Here is a 22,559-nt window from a genome sequence, read left to right on the forward strand (position 1 = left end):
CTGTTGCCTGCGATCAGCTGGCGCGAGGTTCTTCGGTGGTGGCCTTCAGCGCATCATTCGCCTGCACGGTCGGAGCCGCCTCGTGGATTGCCACGAACGCCTTTTCCTTGACCTCGATTTCCTCAGGTTCGGCAGCCAGCTTCACCGGCGTCTGCTCGACCTCGTGCTCGACCTCGACGAGGGCGGGTGCAGTTTCCGTCGGAGCTGGCTGCTCGGTGACCTGGAAAGCCACCGGCTGTGAGGCCGGCTCGATCACAGGTTCGTGCTGCGGGGAGGCCTGGTCGGATGCAAGTGCGTCGAGCAGCGTGGTCTGTACCGGCGCATATGGCTTCGGTGCGGAGACTTCGACCGGAGCGACGGCTTCGACCTTGGCTGGTTCGACGGCGACTGCCGGCTCGACGACCACGGGCTCGATGACCACCGGCGAAGTCGCGGGGGCAATTGCCGGCGCGGCCTCGATCACGGCGGCAGGTTCCGGTGCGGTGATGCTGGTGACGGCTGCGGGAGCCTCGGTCACCGGCGCGGTTTCGCTCGGGGCCGGGCTCGCATCCTTGGCCGCTACGTGCTCTGCAGCCGGTGTGCTGATGCTGTCGGCCACAACGGTCGGTGCCGGACGAGGCGTTTCACGGCGAACGACCGGGGCAGGCACGTCGTCGAAGTCGAATTCCGGCTGCGGACTGCGTGCCGTTGCGGCAGTGGCGGACGACTCGGCCTCGGTTGTGTCAGTTGCATCGGCTTCCGCGGTTTCGTCGGCATCGAAATCGCCGTCATCCAATTCGTCAGACGGAAGGGAGGCGTTCTCGCCAGCAGCACCAGAGCCGCGACGACGACGACGACCACCGCGGCGCCCGCGACGACGACGACCGCCGCCTTCGCCGGCGGCTTCACCGGCCGGGGTGTTCGCATCATCCTGCGGAGCGACGGCACCTTCAGCCGATACCGCCACCACGGCTTCGCCCGTTGCCGGTTGTTGTTGGACTTCGCGTTCGGCCTGGACTGGCTTGCTGGTGGCGACGTCGGCGGTTGCCGCAGTCACCGCCACCGCGGTGGCAACGATGGCTGCGTTCTCGACCGGATTGGCAACAACTGCAGGCTTTTCCTCACGCGGCGGCCGCTGCTGCGGCACGCGCTCGTTTGCCGTGGCCTCAACGGACTCCTGCGGAGCGGGGCGCTGCTTCTGTTGGGGCTGCTGCGGCTGCTTCTGCTGCTTGGGTTGCTGCGCCTGCTTGGGCTGCTGTTCGGCGCGTGGCTGCTTCGGCACCTGCGCCTGCTGCGGCTGGGCGTTGCCGGTAGCCTGGCGACGATCTTCGCGGCGCGGGTTGGCATTGTTGTTGCCGCCGCGATCCTTGCCTTGGGCGCCGTTGTTGGGGCCGGTGCCGCGGCCATCACGCTCACGACGTGGCTGGTTGCGGTCACCGCGATCGTTGCGGTTGCCGCGACCATCGCCCTGCTTCTGGCGCGGTGCGGGTTCGGCCGGTGCCGGTGCGGCTTCGGGGGCGCCGAAGATGCGCTTCAACCAGCCCACGACGCCACCGGGTGCGGGGGCGGCGACAGGAGCCTGTACGGCGACGGGGGCATGCACCGGCTCCGGGATTTCCTCACGGACCGGGGCCGGCTGGCTGTGCTTGACCTGGGTCACCGCCGGTGCCGGCGGGATGTTGAGCTGAGCCTTGGTCAGTGCATGTACCGGCAGCTTGCGCGGGGTGCCGCGCTGGTAGCTGGGCTTGTTGCTTTCCTCGCCGAGATCATTCTCGCGCAGGCGAGTGACCTCGTAGTGCGGAGTGTGCAGCTGTTCGTCGGCGACGATGATGATCGGCGCGCCGTGGCGCTGATAGATCTCGTGCAGCGCACTGCGCTTCTCGTTGAGCAGGTAGTTGGCGATCTCCACCGGGGCCTGTACCAGCACCTGCCCGGTGTTCTCCTTCATCGCGTGCTCTTCGGCGACGCGGATGATCGACAGCGACAACGACTCGACGCTGCGCATGCGGCCATGGCCGTCACAACGCGGGCAGACGATCTGGCTGGATTCGCCCAGCGACGGACGCAGGCGCTGGCGGCTCATTTCCATCAGGCCGAAGCGCGAGATGCGACCGATCTGCACGCGTGCGCGGTCGTACTTGAGCGCGTTCTGCAGCTTGTTCTCGACCTCGCGCTGGTGCTTGGAGGAGGCCATGTCGATGAAGTCGATCACCACCAGGCCGCCGAGGTCGCGCAGGCGCAACTGGCGCGCCACTTCCTCGGCCGCTTCCAGGTTGGTGTGGAACGCGGTTTCCTCGATGTCGCTGCCCTTGGTGGCACGCGAGGAGTTGACGTCGATCGCGGTCAAGGCTTCGGTCTGGTCAACCACGATCGAGCCGCCTGAAGGCAGGCGCACGTTGCGCTCGTAGACCGCCTCGATCTGCGACTCGATCTGGAAGCGGTTGAACAGCGGGATGTCGTCCTTGTAGTGCTTGAGCTTGCGCATGTTGTGCGGCATCACCTGCTCAACAAACTCGCGCGCGGTCTCGTACATCTCCTCGGTGTCGACCAGGATCTCGCCGATGTCGGCGCGCAGGTAGTCGCGCAGGGCACGCACGATCAGGCGCGATTCCTGGTAGATCAGCAGCGTGGCCGGCTTGGACAGTGCGGCCTCGGCGATCGCGCGCCAGACCTGCAGCAGGTAGTCCAGATCCCATTGCAGTTCTTCGGCATCGCGGCCGACGCCGGCGGTGCGGATGATCACCCCCATGTCGTCGGGGATGTTCAGCTTGTCCAGCGCGTCCTTCAGTGCGGCGCGATCCTCGCCTTCGATCCGGCGCGAGACGCCACCGGCCGACGGCGAGTTCGGCATCAGCACCATGTAGCGGCCGGCCAGCGAGATGAAGGTGGTCAGGGCTGCGCCCTTGTTGCCGCGCTCCTCCTTGTCGACCTGGACCACGATCTCCTGGCCCTCGCGCAGCAACTCGCGGATGCCGGCCTTGTGGTGATCCACGCCGGACTGGAAGTAGTCGCGAGAGATTTCCTTCAGCGGCAGGAAGCCGTGGCGTTCGGCGCCGTAATCGACGAAGGCGGCTTCGAGGGAGGGCTCCAGACGGGTGATCCGGCCCTTGTAGATGTTGGACTTCTTTTGTTCCTTGGACGGCTGCTCGATGTCGATGTCGTACAGGTTCTGGCCGTCCACGATCGCTACACGCAGTTCTTCTGCCTGCGTGGCGTTGATCAGCATTCGCTTCATTGTTGCGTTCCTCGCGCGCTGCTACCGCGCGGAACGCCGTGACGTTATCGCCTCTGGAACGGTTTCGCAGACCCTTCCGCGCCGGGCGCGTACAGGTCCGCTTGAGCTTTCCAGCGCTACGACACCACGGCAGGCCGCGGGAGCGCTTGTCTCTAAGTTTGGGTGTTTCAGGACCGGCGGCCGCGTCCAGCCAGGCTGGGGCGTCGCACGGGACATGTTCAGCGCGTCGGTCCGAAGACCGTCGGCGATGGCCGGGCAGGCCGGTAAGCCGCTAACATGGCCGCCCCGGGGGCGGTGGCCGCGCACTGTGCCGGATCCATCGGAAGCGGGGCTTCTGGCCCAACACAACTTCCAACGAAATCAAACCCTTATCTCGCCCGCCGAGTGTAGCAGAATAAATAGCCGGATGACCGACCCCCATACCCCCAAAGCGCCGGGCGCACGTACCGTGAAGGTCCCCGACGACCGTAGCGGCCAGCGCCTGGACAATTTCCTGCTCGGCCAGCTCAAAGGGGCGCCGCGCAGCCTGGTCTACAAGCTGGTCCGCAGCGGTCAGGTCCGTGTGAACGGCGGCCGCGCCAAGGCCGAACGCAAGCTGGAGAGCGGCGACGAGGTGCGGTTGCCGCCAGTCCGTCTCAACGAGGAAGGAGAACGGACGCCTCCGCCCTCTGCGTTCCTGGCGCGGATGGAGGCGGCGATCGTGTTCGAGGACGAGCGATTGCTGGCGCTGAACAAACCCTCCGGCGTCGCCAGCCATGGCGGTAGCGGCATCAGCCACGGGGCGATCGAGACCCTGCGGGCGCTGCGCCCGAACCAGGGCCTGGAACTGGTGCACCGGCTGGACCGGGACACCTCCGGGTTGCTGATCGTCGCCAAGAAGCGTTCGGCGCTGACCGAGCTGCAGGCCTTGTTGCGGGAAGGCGACGGCGAGGGGGGCCGCGGCATCACCAAGCGTTATCTGACCTTGCTGGTCGGACGGATGCCGGACGGGGTGATGTCGGTGGATGCGCCGCTGCACGTCGGCCTGCGTCAGGGTGGCGAGCGGCATGTCCAGGTCAATCCGATCGGCAAGGCCTCGCTGAGCCATTTCCGGGTCCTGGAGCGGCGCGGGGGGCATTCCTATTGCGAGGTCCGGATCGAAACCGGGCGCACCCACCAGATCCGCGTGCACGCCCAGCACATCGGTCATCCGGTCGCGGGTGACGACAAGTACGGCGACGAGGAGGTCAACAAGCGGTTGCGTGACCAGGCCGGCCTGCGCCGCCTGTTCCTGCATGCGGCCTCGCTGGAATTCGCGTTGGACGGTGGCCGCACGCCCTATCTGCTCAATGCGCCGCTGGCGCCGGAGCTTGCCGAGGCGTTGGATCGGCTGGGCCGTTGACGCCGCCGAAAGGGCGGCGTCAACGGCGATCCTTCAACTGTCGTGCTTGTCGTGATCCTTGCGGGGATCGTGATGCGCTTGTTGCGGATGCGGCGCCTGATGCGGTTCCTGCGTGTGTGCGGCTACGGGATGTGGCTGGGGCATGGGTGCCTGCTGCCGCTGCGGATGTTGCGGTGCGAACGCGGCCTGTTGGCGTTGCTGCGGTGGTTGCGCCTGATGGGGCGGCTGCATCTGCGGACGCGGTTCCGGGCGCGCCGGCATCGACATCGGTGCGGGGATGTTGTGGCTGGCGACGGGATCGTGCTGTAGCGGCATCGCCCGCTGCGGTGCCGGTTCACGCTGGGCCATCGACACTGCCGGCGGATTGTGTGGCTGCGGCGAAGCGGTGGCCGCGACCGATGGCATGGCGACATGCGAGGGTGGCATCGACGCGTGAGGTGCCGGCACGTGCGCGGTCGTTGGTGCGAATTGCGGCTGCGCGCGCGGGTCGTGTGGGGCGAGCGCCATGGCCTGTGTCGCGTGGGGCGATGATGGCGGTTGAGGTGCCGTCGTCACCGGGCGGCCGGGTTGCAGCATCTGCGCGTTGAAATGTGGCGTGGACAGATGTGCATAGTCCGGCGCGTTACGCGGCGGCGTGGCGACCTGTGACACAGGTGCGTGCGGACCCTGTGCCTGAGCCCGTTGCGCCATGGCCATGGCGGCGGTCGGTGCAGCTGCGCTCGCTACGGGTGCGGCCGCAGACGGTGTGCCGGGCATGCCCCAGGAACGCTGGTCCTGGTGGATGTTGTAGGTACGCGTGTCGATGCGAGTGCTGTTGTTAATGTTGTTGTTGATGATGGTGGTGCGTGGCGCATAGACGTGATTCTGGTAGACCACATAGTGCGGCGCGGCGGGCGGCGCATTCCAGTTCACGCCCCAGTTGTTCCAGCCCCAGTGATGCCAGGCCGGTTCCGGTTCGATCCAGGCCATCGGGCCGTGATGGTGATCGAGCGCGCTGCCGACCAACACGCCGACACCGAACGAGATGATGCCGGTAGCGAGCAGGTCGCCATTGTCGTACACCCGCGGCTGACGATAGCGATAGCCGCCATAGACGTCGACGGGCGCGCCATAGACCACGTTGGGATCGTATTGCGGCACGTAGACCGTGTCAGGTTGCGCCGGTTCGATGACGATAGTGTTGGACGGCGGCGGTACTTGGCGCTCGTCCATGGCCGGGGGCACGACCGTGCGCTGCACGACCTGTACCCGTTGCTGCGGCGTGCTGCGCAGGTGGCCACTGGCCTGGGCGCGCTGGCGCATCACCTGGATTGCGTCGAGCACGTCGTTGGGATCGTGCGCATAGGCGTCGCCGAGTGCGCGGGTCCAATCGACGTTACCGGCCAACTGGTTGATCACGTCGGGAAACGCGGTCAGCGCCTTGACGCTGGGATCCCACGGTTGCGCGGCAGCGGCCTGCAGGCGATCGGCCATGCTCAGCGTACTGTTGTCGTGCAGCCAGCCTTGCGCGGTGGTGACCTGATCCGGATACACCGATGCGGCCAGGGTCTGCGCGACCAGCTTGTCGGGGAACAGCGCGATCGGCGCGACCAATTGATACAGCTGATCGGCGGTAGGTGGTACGTACGGTGGCGCGGGAGGCGTAGCTGCCGCGCTCGCGTCGCTGGCTGGAGCGGCGGGTGATGCGGGTTGCTGGCACGCGCTCAACGCGAGCACGCTCATTGCGGTGATCAAAGCAAGGGCAAGCCTGCCCGGTGACAACGTGCGAATGTCCATACGGCACCTCTCTCCTTCGTGGCGTTTGGAAGACGCCTGCAGGATGCGCCGCATTAAATGTCTGGAAGCTTTCTTGAGGCGGGGATCGCCACTTGATTGCAGCCCGTGTTCAGGTGTGCCGCAATTTCGTAAAACTCTCGTAAATCCGTCAAGGTGTGGCGAAGCGGAACAGCACCAGACTGATTGCCAGCGTGGCCATGCCGGCGACCAGTCCGTAGACGGTCTCGTGGCCCTTGGCATAGCGCTTGGCGGCGGGAAGCAGTTCGTCCAGTGCAAGGAACACCATGACGCCGGCGATCATTCCGAACACGATGCCGAACACTGCGTCGGACAACACGTTCGACAGCAGCACATAGCCGATCGCAGCGCCGACCGGCTCGGCCAGTCCCGAGAGCAGGCTGGCGATGAAGGCATAGCCCTTGTTCTGGGTCGCGTAATAGACCGGCACCGCGATCGCGATGCCTTCGGGAATGTTGTGGATGGCGATCGCGAACGCCAGCGGCATGCCGACCGCGGGGTTTTCCAGCGTGGCGAAGAAGGTGGCCAGTCCTTCGGGGAAGTTGTGCGCGGTGATCGCCACTGCGGTCAGCAGGCCGACCCGTTTGATGTAGGCGCGGTTGTTCTCGCGGAACAACGGATCTTCGCTGCTCAGGCTCTGGTGCGGGTTCGGCACCAGCCGGTCGATCAGCATGATCAACAGCATGCCGCCAAGGAAGGCGAGAGTGCCGTAGGCGAAGCCCAGCCGGTCATCGAACGCCAGCGAGAACGAGGCAATCGATTTGTTGAGGATTTCCGAGAGCGATACGTACACCATCGCGCCGCCGGCGAAGGCCAGGCCGAACGCGAGCAGTCGCGGTTCCGGCCGGCGTGAGAACACCACCATCAGGCTGCCCAGGCCGGTGGCGAGACCCGCGGCCAGCGTGACCAGCAGTGCGATCCAGACGTTCTCGGAGGTGATGCCGGCCATGTGCGGGTTCCGTCTTCCTTTATGGGTTCCCGCACATCGGCGCGCGGTTTTTGCGAAGAAGTCGCCCTTTCAATCCGCGCACATGGATGTGCGGGCTTTTGCGAGGGACTCGTATATTCAGTCCCCGCACATGGATGTGCGGGCTCTTGCGAGGGACTCGCATAACAGACAAAACAAGCGCCGCGATCAGGCGGCGCCCGGGTGAAACGGGAGATGCACGCTTCAGCTGCGGCGTGCGTGTTCCTCGATCACGAAGCACTCATCGGGTTTCGGTTGCGGCGGATTGAAGTCCACCGGCACTTGGATCGTCTGAGCGATTGGCTGGCCATTGCGGGTGGCCGGATTGAACTTCCATTCTTCGCGCACGCGCTTCTGTGCCGAATCGTCCAGTACCTTCTGGCCACTGCTCTGCAGCAGTTGGACGTCGGTCACGCTGCCGTCGGTGCCGATGGTCACCTTGAGGGTGGTCTTGCCGCCGATGCCGGCGCAGGCCAGTTCGACCGGGTACTCCGGGGGCGGCGTATGCGCGGCGGTGAGTTCGGTCGGGGCGATGGCTGGAACCGCCGGTGTCGCGGGTGTCGCCGATTTGCCGCAGGCGCCGAGCAGGGCGATGGCGGCAACGGGCAGGATGAAAAGGTGCAGGCGCATGGTCATGCTTCCTTGTAAAGGGCGGAGGCCTTGGCGGCACAGATGAAGTCGTTCTCGCTCAGGCCGCCGACATCGTGGGTCGAGAAGCGCGCGACGACCCGGTCGTAGTGCACGCCCAGGTCAGGGTGATGGTCTTCCTGGTGCGCGATCCAGGCCAGCGCGTTGACGAAGGCCAGCGTCTGGTAATAATCGCCGAATGTGAACGTGCGGGTCAGCGCGATGCCGCTTTCGGCCAGCTCCCAACCGGGCACCTGGGGCAGCAGTTCGGCCAGACGGGCCTGGCCGAGTTTGTGTTCGCTGCCCTTGCGCGGCAGGCAATGCGCCTGTGCGAGGGGGATCAGGTCGGGCATCGTGGCTCTCCGCAGTGGCTGGCGTGAAGGTCGTGTCGAGGATGAAATGTTCCATCAGTGCTCGACAGGACGGGGCTAGAATAACCGCATGATCCAGATATCCGACAAAGCACAGACCTACTTCCGCAAGCTGATCGAGCGCGAGGGCATCGCCGGCATGGGCGTACGCCTCAGCGCGGTCGATGCGGGCACCTCGCGCGCCGATGCGCGGCTGGAGTTCGCCGAACCCGCCGACCTGCGCGGCGATGAGTGGGCGGTGGACTGTAATGGCTTCACGCTCTATGTGGATGCCGACAGCGTGCAATGGCTCGACGGCGCCGAGATCGACTACGTCACCCAGGGCGCCGGCAACCAGCAGCTGACGATCAAGGCGCCCAAGATCAAGGGCGAGGCACCAGCCGATTCGGCATCGCTGGTCGAGCGTGTGCGCTGGGTGGTCGAAAACGAGATCAACCCGCAGCTGGCCTCGCACGGCGGCAAAGTCGCGGTGCAGGAGGTGTCGGCCGATGGCGTGGTGTTGCTGCGCTTCGGTGGCGGCTGCCACGGCTGCGGCATGGCCGACGTGACGCTCAAGCAGGGCATCGAGAAGACGCTGATGGGGCGGGTGCCGGGCGTGATCGCGGTGCGCGATGCGACCGACCACAGCACCGGTGACGCGCCCTATATTCCGCGCGACGCGGCCTGATTGCCCTCCGCGCCGGTGACGAAAGCCGCCGACCTGATCGATCACCTGCTGGCACGCAGCCCGGGCCGGCTCATTCTGGAAAAGCGCAGCGGCATGCCCTATGGATGGGGCATCTGGATGCGCAGCCGCGCCGCGATTGCGGCTGCGTTCGGTGATGCGGAGATCGTCGCGCACGTCGACACGCTGCCACGCCGCCCCGGTAGCGGACCCGCGCCGCAGCTGACCTTCTTCCAGGCGTTCCGGCGACTGTGGTGGCAGCACTGGGACCCACGTCCCGACGATCAGCGCAGCCTTCACTGGTTCGGTGTGACCGGCAGTCTGCTGATCCACATCCTGTTTTTCGTCCTGCTGCTGTGGGTGGCGGTGGTGCGCTGGGCTTCGCATGAGCCGGAGTCGGAACAGGGACGGGTGCAGCTTTCCTTCGTCGGACGTGGGACGCCGCATGATGAAGAAGGTGGAGGCGAAGGTGGTTCGCCACAGGCGGCGGCCAGCGCAGATGCAGGCGGCGTTGCCAGTACGGCACGGACGCCGCTGGCGGCTTCGCGGGCCGCCAGCGGCGGTCGGCAGGCGATGCCGGTCAAGGCCGAGGCAGAACCGGCTTCGCCGCCGAGCGCGCCGGTGCCCGAGCAGGTGCAGTCGACAGCTGCGCGGCCATCACCGGTGGAATCGCAGCGGCCGACGCCGATGGTCATTGATCCGGTACCGCTGCAAGCCACCGAGACGCCTGTCGCCACCACGGATTTCGTGGTGCCGCCACCGCCGGCGATTCCGGTGCGCGAGACGCCGGTGGTGCAATCGGAGCCGCAGCAGGTGCGCGAACGGCAGGTCGAGACACTTGAACGTCCGCAGGCGATGCAGGTACAGCCGCGCGAACTGGCAGCAGTGGCTGTGCCATCGATGCCGGTGACCGCAGTGCGCGAGCGCGAGGTGACGACGATTACCCAGCCGAGTGTCGAACTGGCGCAACCGGCATTGCGTCAGCCCACGCCGACGCTGGCGACGCCGGACATCGCGGTCCGGCAGCGGGAGTTGCCGGACATTCCAGATCAGGCGCCTGCCACCGAGCCCGCCTCGGAGCCTGCCCGCGCCGCACAAGCTACTGCTGCCGCACGTGCTTCGGCCGCTACAGCTGCGCCTGCGATTACTGCGTCGTCAAGCCCATCGCCCGGCGACCGTCCGGTTCCCGCAGGGAGCGCACCTTCCATCGATCGTTCGGGCGCCAGTGCCGGTAGACAGGCAGGTGCCGGGCCGAAACCTGCCGATCGCAGTGGTGGTTGGGCTTCGCCGAAGGCGGGGGATGACTGGTCACTGGGTGATCGCAATCAGGCCGGTCGGCAGGAAGGCGCTGCGGCGCAAGGCGAAGGCATGTACAACCGCGACGGCAGCTTGCGCGTGCCGGGGCAGGGCGAGGGCGCGGCCAATGGCCGGGGGGCACCGGGCAGCGAAACCGATAACTGGAGCCGCGACCGCATCGCGCAATCCGGGACCTGGCTGAAGCGGCCGCCGTACGACTACGCGCCGACTTCGTTCGACAAGTACTGGGTGCCGAACGAATCGCTGCTGGAGGAGTGGGTACGCAAGGGCATCAAGAAGATCGAGATCGCGATACCGGGCACATCGACGCGGATCAGCTGCGTGGTTTCGCTGCTGCAGTTCGGTGGCGGCTGCGGATTGACCGATCCGAACATGAACGAGCAGCCGGCCAGTGGACGTCCGCCGCCGGATATCCCTTTCAAGAAGGAATTGCAGGAAGACAACGGCAGCGTGCGCTGAGGTTTGTAGGAGCGGCTTCAGCCGCGATGGGGCTTTCCTGGTAAGGCCCCATCGCGGCTGAAGCCGCTCCTACGGAAAAGCGCAGAAAAGCGGCGCTCTACTTCACCCCGTGCAGATCGCGCAACTGGCTGGTTCGCGAGCCGAAATATGCGGCCAGGTCGGCGATGTCCTGATCGCTGAGGTTGGCGGCCTGCGGGCTCATCAGGGCGTGCTGGCGATCGCCGCTGCGATAGGCCTGCAGTGCATGCGCGATGTAGTCGCCGTACTGGCCGCCGAGCTTGGGGTAGCTCGGATCGATCGGCGCATTGCCGTCGGCGCCATGGCAGTCGATGCAGCTCTGGCCGGTTGCCTTGCCTTTGGCATGGGCGAGCTTGTCGCCCGCTTCAGCGTGGCCGGAGGGCAGGCCCGCCGATGAGGTGGAGCCGTGCTCGCCGCTGGCATGGCCGGGATCGCCGGCGGAAGCGCTGCTTGATTCGACTTCGGATTGGGAACAGGCGGCCATCACGGCCGAGGCGAGCAGGACGGCGACGAGACGCAGGGCATGCTGGCTTTTCGACATGGCGTGCTTGCCTTACTTGAGGGTGGACAGGAACGCGGCGATGTCGGCGATGTCCTGGTCGGAGAAGCTCTGCGCCTGAGCCTGCATGGTCGGGTGCTTGCGCTTGCCTTCCCGGTACTCGACCAGGGCCTGGGTCAGATATTGCGGGGATTGCCCGCCGATCTTGGGAATGCGGAAGCTGGGGTAGGCGTTCTTGTAGCCGGTGATGCCGTGGCAGCCCTGGCAGGTATAGGCCAGAATCCGGCCGCTGGCCGGATTGCCGGTCAACGCAGCAGGCGTCGCGGCAGGGGCGGAGACGGGCGGCGCGGCATCCTGGCTGGCCAGGGCACCCCCCACGGGCAAACAGACAACCAGAGCGAGACAAGCGGCGAGCGGCTGCGGGCGCATGGTATCGGGTCCGGGATACGGGTTTTGGTGGTTCCGGGGTGGGGGACGCGGAACCGGGACCGAGTATAGCCCGCGATCTCACGCGTCTGGAACGGGGGTGAATAGGGATATCTACGGTCACCATGACCTTTGGGGCATGGTGTCTTGGTGGATCGGTGATTTACTTTCCTATAACACCTGTTCACGCATCCACGGGACCCGACGATGTCGACACCTACCCCCCTGCACGGCCGCACCGGAACCCGCGTCGCCGCGCTGTTGATCACCACCTGCCTGCTGCTGCCGGGTTGCAAGTCCGGCGAAGCTACCGCCCAGGCGGCGGAAAAGAAGGAGGACAAGGCCGCCGACGCCGTCCCGGTCGAGGTCGCCAAGGCGTCCCGGCGCGCGGTGGCGGCCAGCTACACCGGCACTGCCGCACTGGAGCCGCAGGCCGAATCGCAGGTGGTGGCCAAGACGTCGGGCGTCGCGCTGGCGGTGCTGGTGGAAGAGGGGCAGAAGGTGGTGGCCGGCCAGGCGCTGGTGCGGCTCGACCCGGACCGGCCGCGGCTGGCGGTCGCGCAGAGTGAAGCGCAGATGCGCAAGCTGGAAAACAGCTACCACCGCGCCACGCAACTGGTCGGCCAGCAACTGGTCAGCGCCGCCGATGTCGATCAGCTCAAGTTCGATCTGGAAAACGCACGCGCGCAGTACCGGCTTGCCACGCTGGAGCTGTCATACACCACGGTGGTGGCGCCGATTTCCGGTGTGATCGCATCGCGTTCGATCAAGACCGGCAATTTCGTGCAGATCAACACGCCGATCTTCCGCATCGTCGATGACACGCGTCTGGAAGCCACGCTCAACGTGCCGGAGCGCGAACTGGCCACGCTCAAGGCCGGTCAGCCGGTGACGATGCTGGCTGACGCGTTGCCGGGTCGCAGTTTCGTCGGTCGCGTCGATCGGGTCGCGCCGGTGGTGGATTCCGGCAGCGGTACGTTCCGTGTGGTCTGCGCCTTCGGCGAAGGCGCGCAGGATCTGCAGCCGGGCATGTTCGGCCGCCTGCGCATCGATTACGACCAGCGCGCCGATGCGTTGGTGGTGCCGCGTTTGGCACTGCTCGACGATGGCGATCCGGCGGTGTTCCTGGTGCGTGAGGGCAAGGTCACGCGCGTGCCGGTCAAGCTGGGCTATGCCGAAGGCGCGTGGGTGGAGATACGCGACGGGCTGAAGGAGGGCGATCAGGTCGTCACCGCCGGCAAGGTGGCCCTGCGCGATGGCACCGTGGTGCAGGTGATCGGCCAGTCGCAGGCGCAGACCAAGGATGTGGCGAAGGCTGACCAGAAGCAGGGTGATCGCTCATGACCAATGCCGGTTCCGATCACGGTCGCGATCCGGCCACGCATGCCGCGCCCGGCGCGATGGGCGGTGGATTGGTGGAGTTCTCCACTCGCCGCCGCGTCACCATCGCGATGATCACCATCACGATGCTGCTGTTCGGCGCGATCGCGCTGAAGGGGCTCAAGGTCAACCTGCTGCCGGACTTGAGCTACCCGACGCTCACCGTACGCACCGAATACACCGGCGCCGCGCCGGCCGAGATCGAGACGCTGATCACCGAGCCGGTCGAGGAAGCGGTCGGCGTGGTCAAGAACCTGCGCAAGCTCAAGTCGGTCTCGCGCACCGGTCAGAGTGATGTGGTGCTGGAGTTTGCCTGGGGCACCAACATGGACCAGGCCAGCCTGGAAGTGCGCGACAAGATGGAGGCGTTGTCGCTGCCGCTGGAAGCCAAGGCGCCAGTGCTGTTGCGCTTCAATCCAAGCACCGAGCCGATCATGCGCCTGGTGCTGTCGCCGAAGGATGCGCCGCGCGACAGCAGCGATGCGATCCGTCAGCTGACCATGCTGCGTCGCTACGCCGACGAAGACCTCAAGAAGAAACTCGAGCCGGTCGCCGGCGTGGCCGCCGTCAAGGTCGGCGGCGGCCTGGAAGACGAAATCCAGGTCGACATCGACCAGCAGAAGCTGGCGCAGCTCAACCTGCCGATCGACAACGTCATCACCCGGCTCAAGGAGGAGAACGTCAACCTCTCCGGCGGTCGTCTGGAAGAGGGTTCGCAGCGTTACCTGGTACGCACCGTCAATCAGTTCGCGGACGTGGAGGAAATCCGCAACATGCTGGTGACGACCACCAGCGGCAATGGCAACGCTGCCGAGGCGGCGATGCAGCAGATGTACGCGATCGTCTCGGCGACCGGTTCGCAGGCAGCGATGGCCGCGGCGGCCGAGGCGCAGAGCGCATCGTCGTCGTCGACCGCGAGCATCGCGGGCGGCCTGCCGGTGCGGTTGAAGGACGTGGCCGACGTGCGCCAGGGTTTCAAGGAGCGCGAGGCGATCATCCGTCTGGGTGGCAAGGAAGCGGTGGAACTGGCGATCTACAAGGAAGGCGATGCCAACACCGTGTCCACCGCGGCGGCGCTGCGCAAGCGTCTGGAGCAGATCAAGGCAACCGTGCCGGGCGATGTGGAGATCACCACGATCGAGGACCAGTCGCACTTCATCGAAGCGGCGATCACCTCGGTCAAGCATGACGCGGTGATCGGCGGCCTGCTGGCGATCCTGATCATCTTCCTGTTCCTGCGCGATGGCTGGAGCACGTTCGTGATCAGCCTGTCGTTGCCGGTGTCGATCGTCACCACGTTCTTCTTCATGGGCCAGTTCGGGCTGAGTCTCAACGTGATGTCGCTGGGTGGCCTGGCGCTCGCCACCGGTCTGGTGGTGGACGACTCGATCGTGGTGCTGGAGAGCATCGCCAAGGCGCGCGAACGCGGATTGAGCGTGCTGGAGGCGGCGATTGCCGGTACCCGTGAAGTCGGCATGGCGGTGGTCGCCTCGACCCTGACCACGATCGCGGTGTTCCTGCCGCTGGTGTTCGTCGAGGGCATCGCCGGTCAGTTGTTCCGCGATCAGGCGATGACCGTGGCGATCGCCATCGCGATCTCGCTGGTGGTGTCGATGACGCTGATCCCGATGCTCAGCTCGCTGAAGGGCCGGCCGCCGCTGGCGTTCCCGGAAGAGCCGGCGCATCCGCAGTGGCAGCCGGATCGGCGTTGGCTCAAGCCGGTCGCGGCTGGTCGTCGCGGCCTGGGGGCAGCGTTCCGTTACGGTTTCCTCGGCGTCGCCTGGGCGGTGGTGAAGCTGTGGCGTGGGCTGGTGCGGGTGGTCGCGCCGGTGATGCGCAAGGCCAGCGATCTGGCGATGGCGCCGTACAACCGTGCCGAACGCGGTTATCTGCGGCTGCTGCCGGCCGCGCTGCGCCGGCCCTGGCTGGTGCTCGGTGCAGCGACCATCGCGTTCGTCGCCACGCTGCTGGCGGTGCCGATGCTGGGCGTGGACCTGATCCCGCAACTGGCGCAGGACCGCTTCGAGATGACGGTGAAGCTGCCGGCCGGCACGCCGCTGGCGCAGACCGATGGTCTGGTACGCGAACTGCAGCTCGCGCACGGCAAGGACGCCGGCATCGCTTCACTGTACGGCGTGTCGGGCAGCGGCACGCGACTGGACGCGAGCCCGACCGAGAGCGGCGAGAACATCGGCAAGCTGACCGTGGTGATGACCGGCGGCGGCAACGAGAAGATCGAGGCCACCGAAACCGAGAAGCTGCGCGCGACGATGGCCAGCCATCCGGGTGTGCAGGTCGATTTCGCGCGGCCAGCGTTGTTCTCGTTCTCCACACCGCTGGAAGTGGAACTGCGCGGCAACGACCTGGGCGAACTGGAACGTGCCGGGCAGAAGCTGGCGGCGATGCTGCGCGCCAACTCGCACTACGCTGATGTGAAATCGACGGTGGAGGAAGGCTTCCCCGAGATCCAGATCCGCTTCGACCAGGAACGTGCCGGTGCACTCGGCCTGACCACGCGTCAGATCGCCGATGTGATCGTCAAGAAGGTGCGCGGTGACGTGGCTACGCGCTACAGCTTCCGCGATCGCAAGATCGACGTGCTGGTGCGTGCGCAACAGAGCGACCGTGCCAGCGTCGATGACATCCGCCGCCTGATCATCAATCCGGGCAGCGCCAAGCCGGTGCGGTTGTCGTCGGTGGCCGAGGTGGTCGCGACCACTGGTCCGAGCGAGATCCATCGTGCCGATCAGACCCGCGTGGCGATCGTCTCGGCGAGCCTGCGCGACATCGACCTGGGCGGGGCGATGCGCGAGGTCGAGCGGATGGTCAAGGCCGATCCGCTCGCCGCTGGTGTCGGCATGCACATCGGCGGGCAGGGCGAGGAGCTGGCCGAATCGGTCAAGGCGCTGCTGTTCGCGTTCGGGCTGGCGGTGTTCCTGGTCTATCTGGTGATGGCTTCGCAGTTCGAGTCGCTGCTGCACCCGTTCGTGATCCTGTTCACCATCCCTTTGGCGATGGTGGGCGCGGTACTGGCCTTGTTGCTGACCGGAAAACCCATCTCGGTGGTGGTGTTCATCGGCCTGATCCTGCTGGTCGGTCTGGTGACCAAGAACGCGATCATCCTGATCGACAAGGTCAACCAGTTGCGCGAGCACGGTGTCGCCAAGCACGCAGCGCTGATCGAAGGCGCACGTTCGCGCCTGCGCCCGATCATCATGACCACGCTGTGCACGCTGTTCGGCTTCGCCCCGCTGGCCTTGGCGATGGGCGAGGGTGCCGAAGTACGCGCGCCGATGGCGATCACCGTGATCGGTGGCCTGCTGGTCTCGACGCTGCTGACGTTGCTGGTGATCCCGGTGGTCTACGACCTGCTGGACCGTCGCGCCGACAGCTACTACCTGGAGCGTGGCCGCCGCATGCAGCGCAAGGGGCAGGCCATGGATGACGACGGCGACGCCGCACTGGAGTCGGCATGAGCGTTGCCGCCTTCAGCATCCGCCGGCCGGTCACCACGATCATGTGCTTCGTGTCGCTGGTCGTGGTCGGCCTGATCGCCTCGTTCCGGCTGCCGCTGGAAGCGCTGCCGGACATCTCGGCACCGTTCCTGTTCGTGCAGTTGTCGTACACCGGTTCCACTCCGGACGAGATCGAGCGCAATCTGGTCCGGCCGGCGGAAGAGGCGCTGGCGACGATGACCGGCATCAAGCGGATGCGCTCCACGGCGACGTCCGACGGTGCCAACATCTTCATCGAGTTCTCCGACTGGGATCGCGACATCGCCATCGCCGCGTCCGAAGCGCGCGAGCGCATCGATGCGATCCGCTCCGACCTGCCCGACGATCTGCAGCGTTACTTCGTCTACAAGTGGTCCAGCAGCGATCAGCCGATCCTGAAGGTGCGTCTGGCCAGTCAGACCGATCTGACCGGCGCTTACGACATGCTCGATCGCGAGTTCAAGCGGCGCATCGAGCGTATTCCCGGCGTGGCGCGCGTGCAGATTTCCGGCGCGCCACCGAACGAGGTCGAGATCGCGATCGCGCCTGATCGCCTGACCGCGCACGGCATCAGCCTCAATGAGCTGAGCGACAGGTTGAGCAAGCTCAACTTCTCGGTCTCGGCCGGACAGATCGACGACAACGGCCAGCGCATCCGCGTGCAGCCGGTCGGCGAGCTGCGCGACCTGCAGGAACTGCGTGACCTGGTGATCAACAACACCGGGCTGCGCCTGGGCGATGTCGCCGAAATCCGGCTCAAGCCGAGCCGGATGAACTATGGGCGACGCCTGGATGGCCGCCCGGCGATCGGCCTGGACATCTACAAGGAGCGCAGCGCCAATCTGGTCGAAGTCTCGCGCGCGGCGCTCAAGGAGGTGGATGCAATCCGCAGCCAGCCTTCGATGCGCGATGTGCAGGTCAAGGTGATCGACAACCAGGGGCAGGCGGTGACCTCGTCGCTGGCCGAACTGGCAGAAGCTGGCGGCGTCGGCCTGCTGTTGTCGGTGACGGTGCTGTTCTTCTTCCTGCGCCATTGGCCGTCCACGTTGATGGTGACGCTGGCGATCCCGATCTGCTTCACGATCACGCTCGGCTTCATGTATTTCGCCGGGGTGACACTCAACATCCTGACCATGATGGGCCTGCTGCTGGCGGTCGGCATGCTGGTCGACAACGCCGTGGTGGTGGTGGAGAGCATCTACCAGGAACGCGAGCGCATGCCGAACCAGCCGATGCTGGCTTCGCTGGTCGGCACCCGCAACGTCGCCATCGCGCTGAGCGCCGGCACGCTGTGCCACTGCATCGTGTTCGTGCCGAACCTGTTCGGCCAGACCAACAACATCAGCATTTTCATGGCGCAGATCGCGATCACCATCTCGGTGTCGCTGCTGGCGTCCTGGCTGGTTGCGGTGAGCCTGATCCCGATGCTGTCGGCGCGCATGCAGACGCCTGCCTTGGTGAAGTCCAACAGCGGCGTGATCGCGCGCCTGCAGCGTCGCTATGCCGGACTGTTGCGCTGGACGCTGGAGCATCGCGGCTGGAGCGTGTTCGGCATCCTGATGGTGGTGCTCGTCAGCCTGGTGCCGATGAAGCTGACCAAGATCGACATGTTCGGTGGTGAGGGTGGCAACGAGGCTTTCCTCGGCTACCGCTGGAAGGGTTCCTACACCCGCGAGCAGATGGGCGAAGAGGTTGCGCGGGTAGAGAACTTTCTGGACAAGAACCGCGAGCGCTTCCACATCACCCAGATCTATTCCTGGTTCAGCGAGGACGAGAACAGCAACACCGTGATTACCTTCGACGCCGACAAGGTCAAGGCGATGGCCCCGCTGATGGAGCAGATCCGCAAGGACCTGCCGCGTTCGGCCCGCGCCGATTACAGCATCGGCAACCAGGGCGACGGCAACGGTGGTGGTGGCAACCAGGGCGTGCAGGTGCAACTGGTGGGCGATTCGACCCAACAGCTGCAGGCCATCGCCGACGAGGTGTTGCCGTTGCTGGCGCGACGCGAGGAACTGCGCGACGTGCGCGTGGATACCGGCGATCGCACCAGCGAGCTGGCGATCCGCGTCGATCGTGAGCGCGCCGCCGCGTTCGGTTTCAGTGCCGACGAGGTCGCCAGGTTCGTCGGTCTGGCACTGCGTGGCTCGCCGTTGCGCGAGTTCCGTCGTGGCGACAACGAAGTACCGGTGTGGGTGCGCTTCGCCGGTGCCGAGACCACCCGTCCCGAAGACCTGGACAGCTTCACCGTGCGTACCAAGGATGGCCGCAGCGTGCCGCTGTTGAGCCTGGTGGATGTGAAGCAGCATCCCTCGGCGACCCAGATCGGACGCACCAACCGGCAGACCACGCTGACGATCAAGGCCAACCTGGCCGAGAAGATCACCGTGCCCGAGGGTCGCAAGGCGATGGAGGCGGCGCTGAAAGGCATGAACTTCCCGGCCGGCTACAGCTACACCTTCGACGGTGGCGACTACCAGGACGATGGCGAGGCGATGCAGCAGATGCTGTTCAATCTGGTGATCGCGCTGGTGATGATCTACGTGGTGATGGCGGCGGTGTTCGAGTCGCTGCTGTTCCCGGCGGCGATCATGAGCGGCGTGGTGTTCTCTATCTTCGGCGTGTTCTGGCTGTTCTGGGCCACCGGCACCTCGTTCGGAATCATGTCCTTCATCGGCATCCTGGTGCTGATGGGCGTGGTGGTGAACAACGGCATCGTGATGATCGAGCACATCAACAATCTGCGCCGGCGTGGCATGGGCCGCACCGATGCACTGGTGGAGGGCTCACGCGAGCGTCTGCGTCCGATCATGATGACGATGGGTACCGCGATCCTGGCGATGGTGCCGATCTCGCTGTCCACGACCACGATGGCCGACGGCCCGCCATACTTCCCGATGGCACGGGCAATCGCCGGCGGCCTGGCGTTCTCGACGGTGGTCAGCCTGCTGTTCCTGCCGACGATCTACGCGATCCTGGATGATCTCAGCAGTGGCGTGTCGCGGTTGGTGCGGCGTGCGAGAGGGATTCCGGTGGCGCCGGTGCTACTGGAAGGCTGATCGCTCATTGTGGGAGGGACTTCAGTCCCGACGGGCTTTACCGGTGAAACCCCGTCGGGACTGAAGTCCCTCCCACGGAAGCCTGCTCGGCGTGGAGGCCGGGCTCAACCCTGCAGCTTGTGGAATATCTGCAAGCCGGCCAGCCAGACCCCGATCATGGTGCCGAGGTTGGTCAGCAGGAAGGTCAGCACCACCCGCGAGACGCGGTTGCGATACCAGCCGCGCAGGGTCTGCGCATCGTCACGCAGGGTCAGGAAGTCGGCATAGGCCGGCTTGCGCATGTGCACTTCCACCAGTGCGGCGAATGCGCCGGTCGGCACGCTCAGCCGGAACGGCTTGAACGGTGCCACCACCGCAGCGGTGATGATGCTCAGCGGATGGCTGCCGGCCAGCAGCGCACCCAGTGCGGCCAGGCCGCCGGTGTAGAGCGCCCACTGCAACAGCAGGTCCGCGCCCATCGCCATGCCGCCGCGCCAGAAGCCGATGGCGATGCCGGCGATGATCACCGCCAGGATGCCCAGCGTGAACCAGGGAATGCGCTTCCTGGTCTGCACTTCTTCCAGCGAGGCGCGCAGCGGACCCGGTTCTTCCTGATCGGATTCCAGATGCTTCGCCAGACCGGCCAGATGACCGGCGCCCACCACCGCCAGCACCTCGCGGTGTGTCGTCGTGGCTTCCTCGCGCAGGCGCGTGGCCATGTAACGGTCGCGCTCGGCGATGATGGTCTCGTACAGTTCCGGGCTCTCGCTGGCGAAGTCGCCGAAGCTGGCTTCCAGCATGTCGCCCTGCTTGAGCTTCTCGATCTCGTCCTCACCGACTTCGTCGGCGGCGAACAGGCCGCCCAGCAGGCCGCCCGCCAACTTGAGCTTGCCGAAGAAGCCGAGCTTGGCCGAGGCGCGCTTGAAGGTGAGGCCGACTTCACGGTCGATCAGGTGCACCGGCAGGCCACGTTCTTGCGCCATCGTGACCGCCGCCTTCAGCTCCGCACCGGGTTCGATGCCCAACTGTTTGGCAAGACGGCGCTGATAGGCGGCCAGTGCCAGGTTGGCCGCGAACAACGCCACGCGTCCCTTGCGGATGACCTGCACCAGGTCGAGTTTGGCCAGCGTGTCCGGGTCACTGATCGCCTGCAGCCGCTGCGCGTCCAGTTCGACCGCCACCGCGTCGTAGCGACCGCTTTCGACCGCCTTCTGAACCGCGGCCACGCTGGTCAGCGAGACGTGGGCGGTACCCAGCAGGGTGTAGCGGATGCCGTCGCGTTCGACGATGCGGTACGGCTGGCCGGACATGGCCAGCTCATCGGCTGTCAATGGATTGTGTTCGGTCATTGCGTCGTTTCGTTGGAAGGAGGTTGGCCGGTGCCCGGACCGAGTGCGCGTTGCATCTGCACCGTGTCCAGCCAGCGGCCGTGCTTGCGGCCCAGGCCCTTGAATACTCCGACCCTCTCGAAGCCGAAACGTTCATGCAACCGGATCGAGGCCAGGTTGGCCTGTTCACCGATCACCGCCACCATCTGCCGATAGCCACGTGCGCTGCAGGCATCGATCAGTGCCTGCATCAGCGCCGTGCCGACGCCGCGTCCCTGGCAGGCGTAATCGACGTATACCGAATTCTCCACGGTCCACTGGTAGGCGATGCGCGCCCGGTAGGTGTTGACGTAGGCGTAGCCGACCACCTTTCCATCCAGTTCGGCGACCAGGTAGGGGTAGCCGCGGCCAACGATGTCGCGCATCCGGCGCGTCATCTCGGCCTCTTCCGGTACCTCGTACTCATAGGTGTTGACGTGTCCGGTGACTTCCACCGCGTAGATGGCGGTGATGGCCGGGATGTCGGATTCGGTGGCTTCTCGCAGTTGTACGGTCATTGGGGGGAGGGCTCCGGTTCGTCGGTCAGTCGATGTAACGCTTGAGCAGGTCGCCGTAGGCATCGATGCGGCGGTCGCGCAGGAACGGCCAGATCCGGCGCACGTGCTCGCTGCGCTGCAGGTCGATCTCGCACACCAGCACGGTGGGTTCGGTGCCGGCCTCGGCGATGAATTCACCCTGCGGACCGAGCACGTGGCTGTTGCCCCAGAAGCGGATGCCCGAGGCGCCCAGCGGCGACGGTTCGTGGCCGACGCGGTTGCACGAAAGCACCGGCAGGCCATTGGCGACTGCATGGCCGCGATGACTCAGCACCCAGGCGTCGCGCTGGCGGGTCTGCTCGGCCTGCGCATCTTCCGGATCCCAGCCGATCGCAGTCGGGTACAGCAGCAGTTCGGCGCCGGCCAGCGCCATCAGGCGCGCGGCTTCCGGATACCACTGATCCCAGCACACCAGCACGCCCAGGCGGCCGACCGAAGTGTCGATCGGGGTGAAGCCCAGATCGCCCGGGGTGAAATAGAACTTCTCGTAGAAGCCCGGATCATCCGGAATGTGCATCTTGCGGTACTTGCCGAGCAGGCGGCCGTCCTTCTCGAACACCACCGCGGTGTTGTGATACAGCCCGGCGGCGCGGCGCTCGAACAGCGAGCCGACGATCACCACGCCATGACGTTTGGCCAGTGCTCCCAGCCGTTCCGTGCTCGGACCCGGAATCGGCTCGGCCAGGTCGAATTCCTCGACCGACTCGTGCTGGCAGAAGTACGGGCCGTTGTGCAGTTCCTGCAGCAGTACCAGCTTGGCGCCCTGCGCGGCGGCCTCGGCCACGCGCGCTTCGATGACGGCCAGATTGGCCTCTGCATCGCCATGGTTGCGCTCCTGGATCAGCGCGACGGGAAGGGTACGTTGGGTCATGGGAGCAACTACAGGAATGAAAAGGGGATGGTACCGCGCGAAACCTCTATGCCCCCTGCAGGAGCGGCTTCAGCCGCGAGGAGCTTTACCCGTAAAGCTCCTCGCGGCTGAAGCC

16 protein-coding genes are annotated in these 22,559 nt (G+C 66.0%); 6 read left to right on the forward strand and 10 right to left on the reverse strand.

The annotated features are described in order from the left end of the window. Positions 1-13: 13 nt before the first annotated feature. Positions 14-3,214, reverse strand: coding sequence for an Rne/Rng family ribonuclease (locus AC3WJE_RS03845; protein ID WP_493729445.1), 3,201 nt, complete (start codon positions 3,212-3,214; stop codon positions 14-16). Between the two features lie 406 nt (positions 3,215-3,620). On the opposite strand from AC3WJE_RS03845, the gene AC3WJE_RS03850 reads away from it, so the two are divergent. Further along, positions 3,621-4,595 (forward strand): RluA family pseudouridine synthase, encoded by a 975-nt coding sequence (locus AC3WJE_RS03850; RefSeq protein ID WP_493729446.1) that lies wholly within the window; start codon positions 3,621-3,623, stop codon positions 4,593-4,595. A gap of 33 nt (positions 4,596-4,628) precedes the next feature. Here AC3WJE_RS03850 and AC3WJE_RS03855 read toward each other — a convergent pair whose 3' ends face one another. The 4 genes from AC3WJE_RS03855 to AC3WJE_RS03870 all read right to left on the reverse strand — a co-directional run bounded on the left by AC3WJE_RS03855 (position 4,629) and on the right by AC3WJE_RS03870 (position 8,336). After that, positions 4,629-6,317 carry a DUF3300 domain-containing protein gene (locus AC3WJE_RS03855; protein WP_493729447.1) on the reverse strand — a complete coding sequence of 563 codons (1,689 nt, stop codon included), beginning with the start codon at positions 6,315-6,317 and terminating at the stop codon, positions 4,629-4,631. A gap of 202 nt (positions 6,318-6,519) precedes the next feature. Further along, positions 6,520-7,338 (reverse strand): zinc transporter ZupT, encoded by an 819-nt coding sequence (gene zupT, locus AC3WJE_RS03860; protein ID WP_493729448.1) that lies wholly within the window; start codon positions 7,336-7,338, stop codon positions 6,520-6,522. Between the two features lie 222 nt (positions 7,339-7,560). Beyond that, positions 7,561-7,986: an energy transducer TonB gene (locus AC3WJE_RS03865; protein ID WP_493729449.1), complete on the reverse strand. Its 426-nt coding sequence runs from the start codon at positions 7,984-7,986 to the stop codon at positions 7,561-7,563. A gap of 2 nt (positions 7,987-7,988) precedes the next feature. Continuing rightward, positions 7,989-8,336: a 4a-hydroxytetrahydrobiopterin dehydratase gene (locus AC3WJE_RS03870; RefSeq protein WP_493729450.1), complete on the reverse strand. Its 348-nt coding sequence runs from the start codon at positions 8,334-8,336 to the stop codon at positions 7,989-7,991. Positions 8,337-8,424: 88 nt separating this feature from the next. On the opposite strand from AC3WJE_RS03870, the gene AC3WJE_RS03875 reads away from it, so the two are divergent. Beyond that, complete coding sequence (locus tag AC3WJE_RS03875; RefSeq protein WP_493729451.1) at positions 8,425-9,021, forward strand: NfuA family Fe-S biogenesis protein; 597 nt, start codon at positions 8,425-8,427, stop codon at positions 9,019-9,021. A gap of 15 nt (positions 9,022-9,036) precedes the next feature. Next, positions 9,037-10,794 (forward strand): hypothetical protein, encoded by a 1,758-nt coding sequence (locus tag AC3WJE_RS03880; RefSeq protein WP_493729452.1) that lies wholly within the window; start codon positions 9,037-9,039, stop codon positions 10,792-10,794. A 97-nt stretch (positions 10,795-10,891) separates the two neighbouring features. Here AC3WJE_RS03880 and AC3WJE_RS03885 read toward each other — a convergent pair whose 3' ends face one another. Continuing rightward, positions 10,892-11,353: a c-type cytochrome gene (locus AC3WJE_RS03885; RefSeq protein ID WP_493729453.1), complete on the reverse strand. Its 462-nt coding sequence runs from the start codon at positions 11,351-11,353 to the stop codon at positions 10,892-10,894. A gap of 12 nt (positions 11,354-11,365) precedes the next feature. Then, the gene (locus AC3WJE_RS03890; protein WP_493729454.1) at positions 11,366-11,689 is read right to left on the reverse strand and encodes a c-type cytochrome; all 324 of its coding nucleotides are present in this window, start codon (positions 11,687-11,689) and stop codon (positions 11,366-11,368) included. A 255-nt stretch (positions 11,690-11,944) separates the two neighbouring features. Between AC3WJE_RS03890 and AC3WJE_RS03895 the strand changes: the two genes are divergently transcribed. Genes AC3WJE_RS03895 through AC3WJE_RS03905 form a run of 3 tightly spaced genes read left to right on the forward strand, consistent with a single transcriptional unit; the run spans position 11,945 to position 19,670 of the window. Then, positions 11,945-13,081, forward strand: a complete 1,137-nt coding sequence (locus AC3WJE_RS03895) for an efflux RND transporter periplasmic adaptor subunit (protein ID WP_493729455.1) — start codon at positions 11,945-11,947, stop codon at positions 13,079-13,081. Then, a complete protein-coding gene (locus tag AC3WJE_RS03900) occupies positions 13,078-16,593 on the forward strand; it encodes an efflux RND transporter permease subunit (protein ID WP_493729456.1) in 3,516 nt (1,171 codons plus the stop codon). The genes AC3WJE_RS03895 and AC3WJE_RS03900 overlap by 4 nt, the downstream gene beginning before the upstream one ends. Next, a complete protein-coding gene (locus AC3WJE_RS03905; protein ID WP_493729457.1) occupies positions 16,590-19,670 on the forward strand; it encodes an efflux RND transporter permease subunit in 3,081 nt (1,026 codons plus the stop codon). Before AC3WJE_RS03900 ends, AC3WJE_RS03905 begins: the two co-directional genes overlap by 4 nt. A 104-nt stretch (positions 19,671-19,774) precedes the next feature. Here the strand turns inward: AC3WJE_RS03905 and AC3WJE_RS03910 are convergent, their stop codons facing one another. The 3 genes from AC3WJE_RS03910 to AC3WJE_RS03920 are packed head-to-tail and all read right to left on the reverse strand — an operon-like array spanning position 19,775 to position 22,444. Continuing rightward, positions 19,775-20,998, reverse strand: coding sequence for a TraB/GumN family protein (locus AC3WJE_RS03910; protein ID WP_493729458.1), 1,224 nt, complete (start codon positions 20,996-20,998; stop codon positions 19,775-19,777). Next, positions 20,995-21,534, reverse strand: a complete 540-nt coding sequence (locus tag AC3WJE_RS03915) for a GNAT family N-acetyltransferase (RefSeq protein ID WP_493729459.1) — start codon at positions 21,532-21,534, stop codon at positions 20,995-20,997. The genes AC3WJE_RS03910 and AC3WJE_RS03915 overlap by 4 nt, the downstream gene beginning before the upstream one ends. Positions 21,535-21,559: 25 nt before the next feature. After that, positions 21,560-22,444, reverse strand: coding sequence for a carbon-nitrogen hydrolase (locus tag AC3WJE_RS03920; protein WP_493729460.1), 885 nt, complete (start codon positions 22,442-22,444; stop codon positions 21,560-21,562). Positions 22,445-22,559 lie beyond the last annotated feature (115 nt).

This window comes from Pseudomonas sp. GW821-FHT07E12 (genome assembly GCF_058986605.1).

What these genes read in the sequence shown, in the direction of transcription:
- zupT (WP_493729448.1), bottom strand. Translation starts at nt 7,338, where the DNA reads ATGGCCGGCATCACCTCCGAGAACGTCTGGATCGCACTGCTGGTCACG.
- AC3WJE_RS03850 (WP_493729446.1), top strand. Translation starts at nt 3,621, where the DNA reads ATGACCGACCCCCATACCCCCAAAGCGCCGGGCGCACGTACCGTGAAG.
- AC3WJE_RS03905 (WP_493729457.1), top strand. Translation starts at nt 16,590, where the DNA reads ATGAGCGTTGCCGCCTTCAGCATCCGCCGGCCGGTCACCACGATCATG.
- AC3WJE_RS03920 (WP_493729460.1), bottom strand. Translation starts at nt 22,444, where the DNA reads ATGACCCAACGTACCCTTCCCGTCGCGCTGATCCAGGAGCGCAACCAT.
- AC3WJE_RS03895 (WP_493729455.1), top strand. Translation starts at nt 11,945, where the DNA reads ATGTCGACACCTACCCCCCTGCACGGCCGCACCGGAACCCGCGTCGCC.
- AC3WJE_RS03870 (WP_493729450.1), bottom strand. Translation starts at nt 8,336, where the DNA reads ATGCCCGACCTGATCCCCCTCGCACAGGCGCATTGCCTGCCGCGCAAG.
- AC3WJE_RS03845 (WP_493729445.1), bottom strand. Translation starts at nt 3,214, where the DNA reads ATGAAGCGAATGCTGATCAACGCCACGCAGGCAGAAGAACTGCGTGTA.
- AC3WJE_RS03910 (WP_493729458.1), bottom strand. Translation starts at nt 20,998, where the DNA reads ATGACCGAACACAATCCATTGACAGCCGATGAGCTGGCCATGTCCGGC.
- AC3WJE_RS03915 (WP_493729459.1), bottom strand. Translation starts at nt 21,534, where the DNA reads ATGACCGTACAACTGCGAGAAGCCACCGAATCCGACATCCCGGCCATC.
- AC3WJE_RS03900 (WP_493729456.1), top strand. Translation starts at nt 13,078, where the DNA reads ATGACCAATGCCGGTTCCGATCACGGTCGCGATCCGGCCACGCATGCC.
- AC3WJE_RS03865 (WP_493729449.1), bottom strand. Translation starts at nt 7,986, where the DNA reads ATGCGCCTGCACCTTTTCATCCTGCCCGTTGCCGCCATCGCCCTGCTC.
- AC3WJE_RS03885 (WP_493729453.1), bottom strand. Translation starts at nt 11,353, where the DNA reads ATGTCGAAAAGCCAGCATGCCCTGCGTCTCGTCGCCGTCCTGCTCGCC.
- AC3WJE_RS03875 (WP_493729451.1), top strand. Translation starts at nt 8,425, where the DNA reads ATGATCCAGATATCCGACAAAGCACAGACCTACTTCCGCAAGCTGATC.
- AC3WJE_RS03855 (WP_493729447.1), bottom strand. Translation starts at nt 6,317, where the DNA reads ATGAGCGTGCTCGCGTTGAGCGCGTGCCAGCAACCCGCATCACCCGCC.